Genomic DNA, 14,079 nt, shown 5'->3' on the forward strand with positions numbered 1-14,079 from the left:
TCCACGTCACCGTGGACACCCTTGCGTTAAGCTAACTGTTACTTCTGCCTTCACAGTTCGGGACTTGCACCCTATAGACTACGCCCATGCCGGGCGCACAATAAAAACGAATCTGCGCATAGCAGATTCGTTTTTTCTCTTTATTTACCTTGCCTTCTCATCCAAATGCAAACATCGTCTACGATCTTGCGGTTCACTTGAGGTGGGAAATGGTGAGTATAGTCAGGGAAATACCATGTTTCATACACCCTCTCCTTCTCACGCAGCTCTTCTTCAAGCAATAAGGCCTGTTTAAATGATACATTCTCATCCTTCATGCCATGTACGAGCAAAACGGGTGCATCAATTTCTTCAATCCGAAAAAGCGCCGTCCGCTCCTCGTATGCTTCCATATTGTTATTTGGTGTTCCACCAATTACACGCTTCATCATCCGTCTCATATCCTTACGTTCACTGTAAGTAGAGATTAAATCGGACACACCTGCCCAGAATACAACCGATGTAATATCATTCCTAAGAATCGCTGTCCAGAGTGCCATAATTCCACCGCGTGAAAAGGAATATAAATGTATTCGATCAGGAATGGCTCTCGGATGCTTCTTTAAAATTTCAACACCATGTACTGCATCCCAACGATCTTCTCCTGCAAACTCGTCTTTACCTTCCCCTCCCCTATTTCCGCGGTAATAAGGTGCAAATACAATGAATCCTTTTTGTGCGAATTGAGAAATCCTTGCAGGTCTGACCATGCCAACAAATTGCATTCCACCGCGTAAATAGAGAATACTTTCAAAAACGCCTTCTTTTTTTGGTTCCGCCAATAGACCTTTAACTTTCAAACCATTGGACCAATATGTAATCTCTGTAAGTTTAACGTTAGGATTAGGAGATGGATAAATCCTATGCTCTTCAATTGTTCCGTTCTCCTTCAAGCTCAATCACCTTCTTCCGGATTGCTTCCATTCCTTCATCCATCATATGAAAACTTAAGTTTTTTTCATTCCCGAATTCTTCTACAGGCAGCCAGAAAAGACCGTCCGTCTCATAGGAAACAGGACACTCTTCAATCCTTTCCACTTTTCCGGTAAATACGGCTTTGCAAAATGGTTCCTCTGTATATACGATATACTCGGCTATCCATTTTAAATCCTTCAGTACAACACCGGTCTCTTCGTATGTTTCCCTTATCGCTGCTTCCTCAAGACTTTCTCCCTTTTCCACTTTACCGCCAGGATACTCGGTCCCTCGTGTAGGATGGTTGGTCATTAGCCAGTTCCCATTATTCAAAACAACTACTAAAACATGTTCCGGTTTAAGTGCAAATGAATGCTTTTTAAACGATAGTTGCACATCTACTGAATGCTGGTCTTTAAATGAAAGCACTCCGCTCACTCCCTTTAAGGGTAGTGTAGCGGAGGCAATTAGGTTGATTCAACTAAAATAGGGTAATTTTTCGACGAATTCCTTCGATTCCTGATCACCGAACTCATGGACCAATGCATACAATTTCTTCGTTCTATAATCGATTTGGTCGTTTTCCTTGTCCAAATGGTATGGAACATAAGGAAGATGAGACCTCCAGAAATTTGCAAATTCAATGTCATTGATTTGACTGAACAATTGCTGAAATACTGGAATCATTTCTCGGTCAACTTCTATTTTGAATTCCCATGGCGACTCATGAGGATATCGGTAAACCCCTTTATGTGAAATTGATACATACATTGTTTCTTTTGACATGACTGCACCACCCTTTTTCGGGTAGGATGCCACAAAGAACAAAAATTATGACTGCTCTAAGTTTATTGTTTTTTCCCTAAAAAGGCTGATAACATCCAAGAATGTTTTTCAAGGGATTGATAGATGGCATTTAGCTGATCTACGGTCATATCATCATTATCTTTTTCAGCCTCTTCCATTCCTGATTTCAATGTTTTCATGATTTTTGAAAAATCATCCACCACTGTCTGAACCATTTCATTCGATGATTCTTTCCCGGATGCTTCCTCGACAACAGATAATTCTAATTGTTGCTTCATTGTTGCAACCGGTTCACCGCCTATTGCTAATAGGCGTTCAGCAATTTCATCCATATGAAGTGTTGTCTCATTATATAGTTCCTCAAATTTTGTATGCAAAGTGAAGAATTCCGGTCCTTTTACATACCAATGATAATTATGGAGTTTCGTATAAAGTACAGACCAAGTGGCCACCAATTTATTTAATTCTTCGTTTAATGCTTTTGACATCCCAAATCTCTCCTTTTTGTAGATAATGCTCTCCACTTTCATTTTCCCCTACTATTCCTTACAATAAACGTATCGGAAAAAAGGAAGTGCCCTCTTGAAAACAATCTTTATCGGATTTATCAAACTCTATCAAAAGTTCATTTCACCTATGACTCCACCGAGCTGCAGGTTCTATCCAACCTGTTCCCACTATGGAGTGGAGGCACTACAAAAACATGGTGCTATAAAAGGTTCACTTTTAACTATAAAACGGATCTCAAAATGCCATCCTTTACATGAAGGTGGTTTCGATCCGGTCCCAGACGAATGGCCTTCGAGAAAAAAATAATTCTCGAAGGTTGTTTTTTTGTTTAGGCTCATGTATGATAAAAAAGTTGAATTTATAAATCGTAATGATTACTATTTGGAGGACGGACATGAAGAAAAGAACTTTGTTAGTTATCTCCGCGGTTTTACTGTTTTTCTCGGCAGCATGTACAAATAAAGACAATTCCGCGCAGACTAAACAAGATAAAGATAAAGGATTAACTGTATATACAACCGTCTATCCATTGACATATTTCACGGAAAGAATCGGTGGCGAGCACGTGACAGTCTCATCTATCTACCCTGCTGGAGCAAATGAACATACATTTGAACCAACACAGAGAGACATGATGAAATTAGCAGATGCAGATATATTTTTTTATATCGGGCTTGGCCTGGAAGGTTTTGTAGACAAAGCATCACAAACGCTAAAGGGAGAACAAGTCGAGATGATTGCCACAGCTAATTCCATATCTGATGAAGAATTGGAATTGGGTGCTATCCATCAAGAGGAGGAACATCACGAAGCGGAGGAAGGGCATGATGATCATCATCATGGTGATATTGATCCACATGTATGGATCTCCCCTCATTTCAGTCAAAAGCTTAGTCTCTCTATTAAAGATGCTTTAGTTGCACACGATCCTGAAAACGAAGCAATTTATACAGAGAACTACGAGAAACTGGTTCAAGAACTTGAGCAGTTACATGTGGATTTTCAAAAAATGGCAAACGAAGCAGAACATAAAACATTTTTCGTATCACATGCTGCTTTCGGCTATCTTGCGGAGCCTTATGGACTTGAGCAAGTTGCGATTGCTGGATTAAATTCACAAGATGAACCGTCCCAAAAACGGTTAACCGAAATTGTAGAACTTGCCAAGAAGAATGACATCTCCTACATTCTATTCGAACAGAATGTATCATCCAAAATCACTAAAGTGATCCAAGATGAAGTAGATGCAGAATCTTTAGTCCTGCATAATTTAGGGGTCCTCACGGAAAAGGATATTGAAAATGACGAAACCTACTTTACACTGATGAGAAAAAATTTAAATACATTAAGAACAGCATTGAACGAAAAATAAGCTGGCGGTTCCTTCCGCCAGCTTTTCTTATATTTATATTGTCATGCTACGATTCCATTTTTTAATTTTACGATGGCATCAAGAAGTAGTAACATATCCTCTTGGATGGTCTCTTGGATTTTTTCGTTATTACACTTCCAATGATCGACTTGTAATTGTTTTAGTTCGCTCTTTAAAATCTTTACAAGCTCCATTTCTTCCATCTTCTCCGATCCCCTCGTGATTGCATTTACCTGTATGTACCCTGTCGACATAGGGAATTAAACCTATTTTATTCTAATTTCTTTATGAATTTAGACTTAAATACAAAATGCATTCTTATACCTACTGACATCGGATAAGGGGCTTACCTCAAACTTACACCCGCTTTTCTTTGATTGGCAATGTTATAAGGGTTTTTGGACCATGAATCCATTAGTTCTAACTGAATTTCTTTTAAATCGTCAAATGGTTCTGCGATTGTTTCAATTTTAGCAAACCGGCTTTCATAGACTTTAGACTCCTGAATGACTCTAAAACCACCAAATCCGGTCTCATCATTCAAGATCCATACTACCCGGTGAATATGGGCAAACAAAATAGCGCCTGTACACATTGGACATGGCTCTAACGTTGTGTACAATGTTAGTTTCTCCTTCCTAAGCTTTGCATCTAATATAGATTTCCCTGCATTTCTTAAAGCATCGATTTCAGCATGAGCTGTTATATCTTGCAGTGGATTTACGTGGTTTCTTCCAGTAGCAATCACATTTCCGGACTCATCTGCAATGACCGCTCCAACTGGATATGTATTTTCCTCAAGAGATTTTGCAGCTTCCTTTATGCCATTTGTACTAACAGTCGATCTGTTGAGACCATTTGTTCCCCCCCTTTTTTAATAAACAATTTATTATCAAATTCGACATTGTAGGTTATATTCCTCTAAGCATAATTCGTATGCATTGTTTCATGTTAAGAAAAAGGAGTTGGGATTATGACGCGTAAAACAGATCGACAGCATGTAGAAGCAACACCCCATTTCGATGGAGATCATGAGAATATTTACAATGACCCTACTGCAACAGCTGGTTCGACAGTCGGGATCCAATTACAATCAACCGATGAATTTTCTCAAGAGAGAAACCCTTATGGACATTTACCGGAGGTAGATAAGGAAATGAAAGATTTCGAAGAGCTGATGAGGGGCAAAAAGGTGGATCCACAAAAATAGGAAAAAGCTAACTGCATCTCATGATCAGTTAGCTTTTTTCCATTATAGGTACTCAGTTAATCTTCTACGCATCAATTTATTCGAAGCATTACGTGGAAGCTCATTTACGATTTTAATGGCTTTCGGCACTTTATAACCAGCTAAAACGGTTCTGGCAAAGTCCATTAGTTCTTCTTCCCTTACCTCACAGTTCAACACAACAAAAGCGGCTGGTACTTGTCCCCACTCCGTGTCATCAACACCACAAACTCCTGCCTCACGTACGTTCGGATGCTTCACTAAGGCATTCTCGACTTCCGCGGGATAAATATTCTCCCCGCCAGAGATGATCAGATCTGAGCGGCGATCGACAACATATAAATAGCCTTCCTCATCGATATAACCTATATCTCCCGTATGGAGCCAACCATCAATTTGCGCTGGCCGCTCTTCATTTCTTCCAACATATCCAGGAGTGACATTACCTCCCCGAACACATATCTCTCCTTCTACGTTCGGGCCAGCTGCTCCGTCAATCCGAATATGGGTCAAGAATAGCGGTTTTCCTGAAGAACCTAACTTCCGAATGGCATCTTCAGGTGCTAACGTAGCAGCTTGGGAGGAAGTTTCAGTCATTCCATACGTTTGTAATACGGGAATCCCCTTTGCAAAGGCCCTATTCAGGTAATCCGAAGGAATTGGGCCTCCTCCCGCAAGCATTGTCTTAAAGTTCGGATGGACCTTCTCTTCTCTTCTCTCAAGCTCGCTCAAAATCCTCTCGAGTGTTACTGCCACAACCGACATCCTGGTTATCTCGCCAGCAGTCAGCTCATCCACTATAGGAGCTAAATCGAATTTTTGATACAGACGTACCCTCATTCCATAGAGCAGCGAACGTACTAAAATAGAAAAGCCACTAATGTGGAAAATAGGAGAAGTACAAAGCCAAACATCATCCGGACTTACCCCCATATTAAAGGCTGATCCTGTTGCGCTTGTTGTATGATTTTCCACCGTCTGCCGGACACCTTTTGGAAAACCGGTAGTTCCTGATGTATACATAATGGTAATGGTACGGTCCGACGGCCATTCTAATTCCACTTTTACTTCTTCTGGACGAAGCTCTTTCAACTCATCCCAAGATAGGATCGGTTTACCGGTTCCTATCACTTTGTCTTTATATTTAGAGTCCACCAAAACGAAATCCGGATCGGCATCGCTAATTTGGTAATGGATTTCACTTTCCGAAAGGCGTTCATTCAACATCACCAATTCTGCTGACAACTGCAAGCACGCGTGGATTCCAAAGACTAACTGGGGATGGGAAGATGAAAGGATCGCTACTCTCGATTCCTTTTTTACACCCGCAGTCAACAAACACCCTGCCTGAAGTAGTGCCTCTTCCAATATTTCTTTAAACGTCCATTCTATATTCTCAAAGGATAAACCGATACGGTCAGGTGTCAATTTGGCGCGTTGTACTAACCAGTTCGGATACATAGTCATCACCTTCTCTTAGAAAAAAGCTGCCCTTTGCGGACAGCTTTCAATCATTCCACTTATCAATCAAGGGAAACGTGGGAATTGACCGAAATCAGGTTTCCGTTTTTCCTTGAATGCGTCACGGCCTTCTTTCGCTTCATCTGTTGTGTAGTAAAGAAGAGTTGCATCTCCAGCCATTTGTTGAAGACCTGCAAGACCATCTGTATCAGCGTTCATAGCAGCTTTCAAGAAACGAAGAGCAGTCGGGCTCTTCTCAAGCATTTCTTCACACCATTTAACCGTTTCGTCTTCAAGTTGTTCCAAAGGTACCACCGTATTTACCAAGCCCATATCGAGTGCTTCCTGTGCGTTGTATTGACGGCATAGATACCAGATTTCACGTGCTTTCTTATGGCCAACAATCCGGGCTAAATAACCTGAGCCGTAACCCGCATCAAACGAGCCCACATTAGGACCTGTTTGTCCAAAAATTGCATTATCAGCTGCAATCGTCAAGTCACAGACTACGTGCAATACGTGACCGCCACCGATTGCATAACCTGCAACCATCGCTACAACCGGTTTAGGAATCACACGGATTAGACGCTGTAAGTCCAATACATTCAATCGTGGAATTTGGTCTTCGCCAACATAACCACCGTGTCCACGGACCTTTTGGTCACCGCCTGAACAAAATGCTTTGTCTCCTTCACCTGTTAAAACAATGACACCAACATTTGAATCATCGCGTGCGTAGCTAAAAGCATCAATTAGTTCGTGAACCGTCTTCGGTGTAAATGCATTTCGCACTTCGGGACGGTTGATCGTAATTTTTGCAATTCCGTTATATGTTTCGTACTTGATCTCATCGTATGTACGTTCAGTTACCCATTGACGTGTCATACAGACCCTCCTCTAATTCTGTTCTTTTAGATGTTCCGTTATTATTGTAGCAAACTGCTCCGATTTTTCCACGTGAATTGCATGTCCTGCCCCTTTCACAATAACAGATTCAGCATTCGGAAGCTGTTTTTTCATTTCACCTGCAATCCTGCAGAATTTACTATCGAGTTCACCAGTAATAAGTAATACGGGAAATTTAAGTGTATCGAGTCGCCCCCAATTGGAAGGTTGCTTCCCGGTACCGATTCCTCTGAGGCTATTAGCCAAACCTAAAGTTCTTTGGGATAAGCGTTCTTTTCGAATGTCTTGAAGTTTGTTTTCACATAAAGCTTTTTGAGATTGGAATAAAGGAATTCCTTCCCAATAATTCACAAACTCTTCCAGTCCTTCGCTTTCAATACGATCGGCCAACGACTGGTCAGCTTTCACTCTTTGCTTGCGCTCACTCTCCACTTCCAAGCCGGGAGAAGAGCTTTCTAAAATAAGTTTTTCGATACGTTCCGGATACCTAAGTGCGTAACTTAACGCGATCCGGCCTCCCATCGAATAACCTAAAAGAGTGAAATGTTCTAACGCTAACGCGTTAAATACATGATCCAAGTCCGTAATTTGCTCGCTCATTCCATACCTGTCCGGATTCCCAGGGGCATCCGTTCTGCCATGCCCTATTAAGTCAATGGCTACACCTTTTATGGAGTCAGGAAGATTGGAAACCGTCTCTTCCCACGTCCCCGTACTACCGGTAAACCCGTGAAGAAGAATGAGCGTCCGGGAAGCATTAGGATTCCATGTTTTCACATGAACGTTGATTCCTCGAATTGAAAAAAGTTGACTTACCATTTCGTTGAAAGCTCCTCATCAATCCGTTTCCACAGCTTCCGGTGGGTATCCGTATTCGTTTTCCGATCTGTAAAAGCTTCTATGATCCGGATTGGCTTCTTTTTTGGTTGCCGCATGGTTTGAATCATATCTTCTCTCGAGCGGACTGGGAAATATTCCGCGTCATACATTTTTGCGATCTCGCCAAAGGTCAAACCGGTCGGCGTGCCGAATAAATGTTCAAAATGTTCTTCCACTGTCGACTGCGGCAAATAGGAGAAAATTCCGCCTCCGTCATTATTCATGATAACAACGGTCATATCGACCTCATGGAACCTTGAAATAATTAATCCGTTTTGATCGTGAAGGAAAGCTAAATCGCCGATCAGCAAATAGGCAGGTCTTTGATTAGCAGCCTGAATACCAAATGCAGTTGAAACAACACCATCAATACCATTAACCCCACGGTTTGCATAGATACCGATATCCTTTTGGGTTTTCGAGAAGAATGTGTCGACATCCCGGATCGGCATCGAGCTACTTGCAATCAAATCGCTCTTAGAAGGCATTTCGTTGAAAAGGATACCCGCTAATGCACCCTCATCCGATTCCTCTTGAACATATCGTTCTGTTTGCTTGGAAGAAAGAGTATTAGCAGTGATCCAAAGTTCAAGCTGCGATGTTCCCTCTACTTGCACCTCTTGCCATAATACTTCCGGAGAAGCTTGAATATGGTAACTCGACCCTCCAAATGGATCACGGAACGAAGGACTTTCATCAACAACAATAAATGGCTCTATGCGATGCGCTTTTAAGAACAAAGTAAGTGGTTTAGACACCGGTTGTGCCCCGAATCGGATGACAGCATCCGGAATCACTTTCTCTTTGAATACTTCCGACTTCAACAGTGCGTCGTATTGGTCAATAAGCAAATCTCTGCACGCATCCGGAACGTTGGAACGCAATCTTGAAAGCGGATCAGCCAATACCGGCCAGTTGAGCTTCCTTGCAAAAGTCCAAAAATGTTCCATTTGAACATCGGGTTTCATTTCTCCGACGATAATAATGCCACGTTTGGAATGAGCAACTGTTTCTTCTAACAGAGAGATCGCTTCACTATTTACAAGCTCACTTGAACCGAATCGTTTAACAAATGTAGATTTCCGTTCTTCCTGATCAAAGTCTATTAAGAGAGGTTCCCTTAACGGTACATTGATATGGACAGGGCCAAATGGGGCTGTTGTGGCAATAGAAACCGCCCGCTGCGTATGCCGCTCTACGAAACGGAGCACTTCTTCGTTATCTTCAGGAACAGGAAAATCAGTACTCCATTTTACGAACTGTCCATACATACGTAACTGGTCAATTGCCTGTGGCGCTCCGACTTCCCGGAGTTCAGGCGGCCGATCAGCAGTTAATACGATTAATGGTATACGGGAATAGAATGCTTCCACCACAGCCGGCATATAGTTGGCCGCGGCGGTACCAGACGTGCAAAGGAGAACAGTCGGGCGATTTTCTGCCTTTGCCAACCCAAGAGCAAAGTAAGCAGCTGAGCGTTCATCTATTTGGCGATACAAGGTGAAATCCTGTGATTTTACAAATGCATAAGCAAGTGGCGTAGACCGTGACCCAGGGCTTACTACTACATTCTTTGCCCCTCCATCCCGAAGAGTTGAGACAATTTGAGTTACATAATCGGTCAAATGTTTTCGGTTATCCATTCAATTTTCCTCCAAAAGTCCGGAGCATCGGACGGAACTTGACTTTGGTTTCTTCGTATTCTGAGATCGGTTCGGAATCCGCTACTATTCCTCCTCCTGCATAGAGATAAGCAGAATCATGGTCAAGCAATGCAGAACGGATCGCTACTGCAAATTCACCGTTGCCTGAAGCATCAATCCACCCGACTGGTGCGGCATAATAACCCCTGTCCATCTTCTCGGACTTACGAATAATTTCCATGGAAAGTCCTCTCGGCACCCCGCCTAAAGCAGGTGTAGGATGAAGGGACTTTACTAATTGGAAGAGCGAAGCGTTGGATTTTAATCTACCCTCAACCGGTGTATATAAATGCTGGATATCACGAATCTTAAGCAGCTTCGGTTTTTTAGGAAGCTTATAGTTCTCGCAATACTCGTCGAAAATGGATGAAATCATATCGACGACGTACTGATGCTCGCCTCGGTTTTTCGGATCATTTAACAATACATCCCCAAGCAATCGATCTTCTTCAGCCGTTTTACCACGTTTGATTGATCCTGCAAGACATGTAGATAATGCCTTCCCGCTTTCTACTTTCACTAATCTTTCAGGAGTGGCACCGCAAAACATTTGCGAGCCCAATTCTAAACCGAAATGATAGCTTTCAGGTTGTTCCATCGAAATACTGCGTAATGCCGCAGAGGAATTGAACTTCTCTGCAAAAGTGAGTTTTAATGACCTTGCTATTACCACTTTGTCAGCACGTCCATCACGGATTAAACCAGTCACACTGCTAACCGCATCTAAATAGTCTTGTTTCTTTCGTTCTTCGATTGACAGAATCTCTGGTTTTACGAATGGTTTCCATTCATTCACTTGAGCAGCATGGATCAGGCGATCCCTTTCTGCACGTAATTCATCAAAAGCCTGAGCCGAATAGTCAGCTCCAGTAATATAATTGATGGATACGTATGCACGGTCATCCTTTAAAACCAACTGAAAGGCTGGAACGACAAAATAAGCGTCCGGAAACTCGTCCCATTCTGAGGATAACGTATTTTGTCGATCAAAAGAAAAACCGCCAAACAGGATCGGTTGAATCTCTGGGTCTTCCATTACAATGGTGTTACACAGCATGTCCCACTCAGCTTGTACAGACTCGAAGGATTCATGCTCATTGTTTGAGATGACATATGCATGCCCAAGTCCGACAATCGTCTGTGTTTTCTCTGCGTTCTGCCAATAGAAGCGTTCGCCTTCATAAGAAAAACCAGCCTCAAAAAAAGATAAGGCAGAAAGTCTATTCAATTCAATTGTTTCTATATAAAACCTCGTATTAGAGTCGATTAAACCAAGTTTATAACCGGTGTTGGCACTCAACTTCCGATTCATTTCAAAAACCTCCAAATTAATAAAACAAATCCTTTTTACTGTTCTATTCTATCATAACTCTTTCCGTTATTTACGGCACGGTTCAGGTGTTACCTTCCAAATATCATCAACTTGAAGTAAAATAGAAGGGTTGAACTTACTATACTTAGGAGAGAAAGATGCATGTCTAACAAAACACAAACTAATAATAGCTTGGGTATGTGGTGGCAGCTTGCCCGTCCGCATACATTAACTGCTGCCTTTGTACCTGTTATATTAGGGACGGTAATTGCCATAGAGGAAACGACCATTGATTGGATACTATTTGCGGCTATGTTAATTGCAAGTATCCTTATACAATCTGCTACAAATATGTTCAATGAATATTACGATTTCAAAAGAGGTCTTGACACTAAAGAGTCAATCGGTATCGGTGGTGCAATCGTACGTCATGGCGTCAAACCAAAGACTGTCATGATTTTAGCCCTTACGCTTTACGGGATTGCTCTACTGCTTGGGATATATATTTGTATGCAATCTTCGTGGTGGCTTGCAGTCGTTGGCGCTGTTTCCATGCTTATAGGCTACTTGTATACAGGAGGACCTCTACCGATTGCGTATACACCTTTCGGCGAGATCTTTGCCGGCTTGTTTATGGGAATGCTCATCATTCTCATCTCATTCTTTATCCAAACTGGAACAGTTACTCCCTTATCAATTCTCATTTCGATCCCGATCATGATTTTGGTAGGACTAATCAATCTTTCCAACAATCTTCGGGATATAGAGGAAGATCGTGTGGGAGGCCGTAAAACTTTTGCCATCCTGGCAGGACGAAAAACAGCTATTAATACAATGCTAATTTTCTTCCTGATCGCTTACCTTTGGATAATTGGATTAGTCCTGACTGGTCACCTTACTCCGTGGGCTCTAATTACGTTGATAAGCCTGCCGAAACCACTTAAAGCCATTAAAATCTTCAAGGCGCATGAAGAGCCACTGAAAGTAATGCCTGCCATGAAAAACACAGCACAAACAAATACCTTTTTCGGATTACTTTTGAGCATTGGATTGCTTATAGGTATATTCATTTAGCACATGCCGACACGCATGTGCTTTTTTTCATTGTTTAAGGTGACTTCAATAACGGGAACAGAAGGATACACAACTTAACATAAGAAAAACCATTTACGCTCATACTAATCCAGAACTCAGAAAAGGACGTGACACGATGTTAACTGAAAAGCAAATACAATCGTTAAAATCACAGCTATTAGAAGAAAAAGAGCGCTTAGAAAAGAATATTAAAGAGACGGAACTGCGAGGCAGCGAGCGAGAATCTACTTCTGAACTCTCGATGTATGACAACCATCCTGGAGATCTGGGAACAGAGCTCTTTGAAAGGGAAAAGGATATTGCCATTCAGACTCATTCCGACTCACAATTAGATAAAGTTGAAAAAGCACTTCAAGCGATTGAAAATGGAACATATGGAGTATGTGAAGAATGCCATGAACCTATTTCATTTGAACGACTTGAAGCGGTTCCCTATACATTACGCTGCAAGGAACACACAACTGAACGTTCAGTACCGGAAGATAGACCTGTAGAAGAAGACATTTTGAATCCTCCAAAAGCAAACACGTTTTCTGACAGGCGCAGAGATGGAATCCGCGACTACAGGGATAGCTTCCAAGACGTCGCTCAATATGGAACTTCCGAAACACCGTCGGACTTCGTAGGCGACAAAGACAATTACGAAGAACTTTATGATTCCGATTTAAAAGAAGGGTTCACCGAGGAATACGAATCATTCAGTTCCACGGACATTACAGGAAAAAACGTTAAAGTTTATGACACACCAGAAAAAGAAGAAATAGAAGAAGACTTAGAGGATAAAAATTTAGATGCACCTTTTGGTGATCTACCTTACAAATTTACGGATGGCTATGTAGAAGATAATGCTGATGGAAAAACAAAATAAAATAATGAAAGGCTGGTCCTCTTTAATAGATGGACCAGCCTTTTGTAAATCTATGTTTTTGTTAAGTTCATGCTTTATGCTTATAACCGATTTTATGGTTTTATAACCGATTACTTGAACTTTATAACCGATTATTCTAATTTATAACCGATTATTGAAAGATATAGCCGATTAAGTTAATATCCCCAGTTAAAATCAATAAGTTCCTTTAAAGAGGATACAGAAATTATTTATATTTTTACAAATAGCAAAAAGTACTCAATGCCAATTCGCTATCACACTTACATTGTTTAAAGGTTCGTCAATTGCAACCACATCATCAAATGTTTCATACAAAAGAAAAAACTCTTTCTCATTGAGAAAGAGTTTTATAGATGACCCCTACGGGATTCGAACCCGTGTTACCGCCGTGAAAGGGCGGTGTCTTAACCGCTTGACCAAGGGGCCAACCTATGATGGCGGAGAAGGAGGGATTTGAACCCTCGCGCCGGTTACCCGACCTACACCCTTAGCAGGGGCGCCTCTTCAGCCACTTGAGTACTTCTCCATATTGGCTCCGAAGGTAGGACTCGAACCTACGACCGATCGGTTAACAGCCGATTGCTCTACCACTGAGCTACTTCGGAATGGTGGGCCTAAATGGACTCGAACCATCGACCTCACGCTTATCAGGCGTGCGCTCTAACCAGCTGAGCTATAGGCCCGAAGTTTGGAGCGGGTGAAGGGAATCGAACCCTCATCACCAGCTTGGAAGGCTGGGGTTTTACCACTAAACTACACCCGCAAAATGGTGGGTCAGGACGGAATCGAACCGCCGACACTTAGAGCTTCAATCTAATGCTCTACCAACTGAGCTACTGACCCACTTATTAAATTTCAAAAAAAAATGGCGGTCCCGACCGGGATCGAACCGGCGATCTCCTGCGTGACAGGCAGGCATGTTAACCGCTACACCACGGGACCATTTGGTTGCGGGGGCAGGAT

General features: G+C 42.0%; 16 protein-coding genes and 7 tRNA genes. 5 read left to right on the top strand and 18 right to left on the bottom strand.

Annotated features, from left to right (window positions below):
• Positions 1 to 140: 140 nt before the first annotated feature.
• The 4 genes from ACFOZY_RS07525 to ACFOZY_RS07540 form a co-directional block, all read right to left on the bottom strand.
• Entirely contained in the window at positions 141 to 938 is a 798-nt protein-coding gene (locus ACFOZY_RS07525) for an alpha/beta hydrolase family protein (protein ID WP_378153952.1), read from the bottom strand.
• Positions 910 to 1,383: an NUDIX domain-containing protein gene (locus tag ACFOZY_RS07530; protein WP_378153954.1), complete on the bottom strand. Its 474-nt coding sequence runs from the start codon at positions 1,381 to 1,383 to the stop codon at positions 910 to 912. The genes ACFOZY_RS07525 and ACFOZY_RS07530 overlap by 29 nt, the downstream gene beginning before the upstream one ends.
• A gap of 48 nt (positions 1,384 to 1,431) precedes the next feature.
• Positions 1,432 to 1,740 (bottom strand): hypothetical protein, encoded by a 309-nt coding sequence (locus tag ACFOZY_RS07535; RefSeq protein ID WP_378153956.1) that lies wholly within the window; start codon positions 1,738 to 1,740, stop codon positions 1,432 to 1,434.
• 62 nt (positions 1,741 to 1,802) lie between these two features.
• Positions 1,803 to 2,249, bottom strand: a complete 447-nt coding sequence (locus ACFOZY_RS07540; RefSeq protein WP_378153958.1) for a Dps family protein — start codon at positions 2,247 to 2,249, stop codon at positions 1,803 to 1,805.
• Between the two features lie 94 nt (positions 2,250 to 2,343).
• Here ACFOZY_RS07540 and yidD point away from each other — a divergent pair, with 94 nt between their 5' ends.
• Both yidD and ACFOZY_RS07550 read left to right on the top strand, forming a co-directional pair.
• Complete coding sequence (gene yidD, locus ACFOZY_RS07545) at positions 2,344 to 2,577, top strand: membrane protein insertion efficiency factor YidD (RefSeq protein ID WP_346071721.1); 234 nt, start codon at positions 2,344 to 2,346, stop codon at positions 2,575 to 2,577.
• 88 nt (positions 2,578 to 2,665) lie between these two features.
• Positions 2,666 to 3,643, top strand: a complete 978-nt coding sequence (locus tag ACFOZY_RS07550) for a metal ABC transporter solute-binding protein, Zn/Mn family (protein ID WP_378153961.1) — start codon at positions 2,666 to 2,668, stop codon at positions 3,641 to 3,643.
• Positions 3,644 to 3,684: 41 nt separating this feature from the next.
• Here the strand turns inward: ACFOZY_RS07550 and ACFOZY_RS07555 are convergent, their stop codons facing one another.
• Together ACFOZY_RS07555 and ACFOZY_RS07560 are read right to left on the bottom strand one after the other, a co-directional pair.
• Positions 3,685 to 3,897 carry a hypothetical protein gene (locus ACFOZY_RS07555; protein WP_378153964.1) on the bottom strand — a complete coding sequence of 71 codons (213 nt, stop codon included), beginning with the start codon at positions 3,895 to 3,897 and terminating at the stop codon, positions 3,685 to 3,687.
• A gap of 92 nt (positions 3,898 to 3,989) precedes the next feature.
• Positions 3,990 to 4,466 carry a nucleoside deaminase gene (locus tag ACFOZY_RS07560; protein WP_378153986.1) on the bottom strand — a complete coding sequence of 159 codons (477 nt, stop codon included), beginning with the start codon at positions 4,464 to 4,466 and terminating at the stop codon, positions 3,990 to 3,992.
• 150 nt (positions 4,467 to 4,616) lie between these two features.
• Between ACFOZY_RS07560 and ACFOZY_RS07565 the strand changes: the two genes are divergently transcribed.
• The gene (locus ACFOZY_RS07565) at positions 4,617 to 4,853 is read left to right on the top strand and encodes a hypothetical protein (protein ID WP_378153966.1); all 237 of its coding nucleotides are present in this window, start codon (positions 4,617 to 4,619) and stop codon (positions 4,851 to 4,853) included.
• Positions 4,854 to 4,895: 42 nt separating this feature from the next.
• Here ACFOZY_RS07565 and ACFOZY_RS07570 read toward each other — a convergent pair whose 3' ends face one another.
• From ACFOZY_RS07570 to ACFOZY_RS07590, 5 genes are all read right to left on the bottom strand, one after another.
• The gene (locus ACFOZY_RS07570; RefSeq protein ID WP_378153968.1) at positions 4,896 to 6,332 is read right to left on the bottom strand and encodes an o-succinylbenzoate--CoA ligase; all 1,437 of its coding nucleotides are present in this window, start codon (positions 6,330 to 6,332) and stop codon (positions 4,896 to 4,898) included.
• Positions 6,333 to 6,398: 66 nt separating this feature from the next.
• Entirely contained in the window at positions 6,399 to 7,217 is an 819-nt protein-coding gene (menB, locus tag ACFOZY_RS07575) for a 1,4-dihydroxy-2-naphthoyl-CoA synthase (RefSeq protein ID WP_378153971.1), read from the bottom strand.
• A gap of 12 nt (positions 7,218 to 7,229) precedes the next feature.
• Positions 7,230 to 8,057: a 2-succinyl-6-hydroxy-2,4-cyclohexadiene-1-carboxylate synthase gene (gene menH / locus ACFOZY_RS07580; RefSeq protein WP_378153974.1), complete on the bottom strand. Its 828-nt coding sequence runs from the start codon at positions 8,055 to 8,057 to the stop codon at positions 7,230 to 7,232.
• On the bottom strand, positions 8,051 to 9,760 hold the full coding sequence (menD, locus tag ACFOZY_RS07585) for a 2-succinyl-5-enolpyruvyl-6-hydroxy-3-cyclohexene-1-carboxylic-acid synthase (protein ID WP_378153978.1): 1,710 nt from the start codon (positions 9,758 to 9,760) through the stop codon (positions 8,051 to 8,053). Before menD ends, menH begins: the two co-directional genes overlap by 7 nt.
• Positions 9,753 to 11,132, bottom strand: a complete 1,380-nt coding sequence (locus ACFOZY_RS07590) for an isochorismate synthase (protein WP_378153980.1) — start codon at positions 11,130 to 11,132, stop codon at positions 9,753 to 9,755. Before ACFOZY_RS07590 ends, menD begins: the two co-directional genes overlap by 8 nt.
• A 162-nt stretch (positions 11,133 to 11,294) precedes the next feature.
• On the opposite strand from ACFOZY_RS07590, the gene ACFOZY_RS07595 reads away from it, so the two are divergent.
• Complete coding sequence (locus tag ACFOZY_RS07595) at positions 11,295 to 12,206, top strand: 1,4-dihydroxy-2-naphthoate polyprenyltransferase (RefSeq protein WP_378153982.1); 912 nt, start codon at positions 11,295 to 11,297, stop codon at positions 12,204 to 12,206.
• 136 nt (positions 12,207 to 12,342) lie between these two features.
• Positions 12,343 to 13,095, top strand: coding sequence for a TraR/DksA C4-type zinc finger protein (locus ACFOZY_RS07600; RefSeq protein ID WP_378153984.1), 753 nt, complete (start codon positions 12,343 to 12,345; stop codon positions 13,093 to 13,095).
• A 375-nt stretch (positions 13,096 to 13,470) separates the two neighbouring features.
• Here the strand turns inward: ACFOZY_RS07600 and ACFOZY_RS07605 are convergent.
• The 7 genes from ACFOZY_RS07605 to ACFOZY_RS07635 all read right to left on the bottom strand — a co-directional run bounded on the left by ACFOZY_RS07605 (position 13,471) and on the right by ACFOZY_RS07635 (position 14,058).
• Positions 13,471 to 13,542, bottom strand: a tRNA-Glu gene (locus ACFOZY_RS07605).
• 9 nt (positions 13,543 to 13,551) lie between these two features.
• Positions 13,552 to 13,642 (bottom strand) — tRNA-Ser (locus tag ACFOZY_RS07610).
• A gap of 4 nt (positions 13,643 to 13,646) precedes the next feature.
• A tRNA-Asn gene (locus tag ACFOZY_RS07615) sits at positions 13,647 to 13,721 on the bottom strand.
• Between the two features lies 1 nt (position 13,722).
• Positions 13,723 to 13,799, bottom strand: a tRNA-Ile gene (locus ACFOZY_RS07620).
• Between the two features lie 6 nt (positions 13,800 to 13,805).
• Positions 13,806 to 13,879, bottom strand: a tRNA-Gly gene (locus ACFOZY_RS07625).
• Between the two features lie 4 nt (positions 13,880 to 13,883).
• A tRNA-Phe gene (locus tag ACFOZY_RS07630) sits at positions 13,884 to 13,959 on the bottom strand.
• 23 nt (positions 13,960 to 13,982) lie between these two features.
• Positions 13,983 to 14,058, bottom strand: a tRNA-Asp gene (locus ACFOZY_RS07635).
• Positions 14,059 to 14,079 lie beyond the last annotated feature (21 nt).

Source organism: Chungangia koreensis (genome assembly GCF_042651785.1).
GTDB lineage: Bacteria > Bacillota > Bacilli > Bacillales_A > Planococcaceae > Chungangia > Chungangia koreensis.

Bases quoted from the DNA above. Each gene is read 5' to 3' on its own strand.
- ACFOZY_RS07570 (WP_378153968.1), bottom strand. From the start codon at position 6,332: ATGTATCCGAACTGGTTAGTACAACGCGCCAAATTGACACCTGACCGT.
- menB (WP_378153971.1), bottom strand. From the start codon at position 7,217: ATGACACGTCAATGGGTAACTGAACGTACATACGATGAGATCAAGTAC.
- menD (WP_378153978.1), bottom strand. From the start codon at position 9,760: ATGGATAACCGAAAACATTTGACCGATTATGTAACTCAAATTGTCTCA.
- ACFOZY_RS07590 (WP_378153980.1), bottom strand. From the start codon at position 11,132: ATGAATCGGAAGTTGAGTGCCAACACCGGTTATAAACTTGGTTTAATC.
- ACFOZY_RS07565 (WP_378153966.1), top strand. From the start codon at position 4,617: ATGACGCGTAAAACAGATCGACAGCATGTAGAAGCAACACCCCATTTC.
- ACFOZY_RS07555 (WP_378153964.1), bottom strand. From the start codon at position 3,897: ATGTCGACAGGGTACATACAGGTAAATGCAATCACGAGGGGATCGGAG.
- ACFOZY_RS07535 (WP_378153956.1), bottom strand. From the start codon at position 1,740: ATGTCAAAAGAAACAATGTATGTATCAATTTCACATAAAGGGGTTTAC.
- ACFOZY_RS07540 (WP_378153958.1), bottom strand. From the start codon at position 2,249: ATGTCAAAAGCATTAAACGAAGAATTAAATAAATTGGTGGCCACTTGG.
- menH (WP_378153974.1), bottom strand. From the start codon at position 8,057: ATGGTAAGTCAACTTTTTTCAATTCGAGGAATCAACGTTCATGTGAAA.
- ACFOZY_RS07600 (WP_378153984.1), top strand. From the start codon at position 12,343: ATGTTAACTGAAAAGCAAATACAATCGTTAAAATCACAGCTATTAGAA.
- ACFOZY_RS07595 (WP_378153982.1), top strand. From the start codon at position 11,295: ATGTCTAACAAAACACAAACTAATAATAGCTTGGGTATGTGGTGGCAG.
- ACFOZY_RS07550 (WP_378153961.1), top strand. From the start codon at position 2,666: ATGAAGAAAAGAACTTTGTTAGTTATCTCCGCGGTTTTACTGTTTTTC.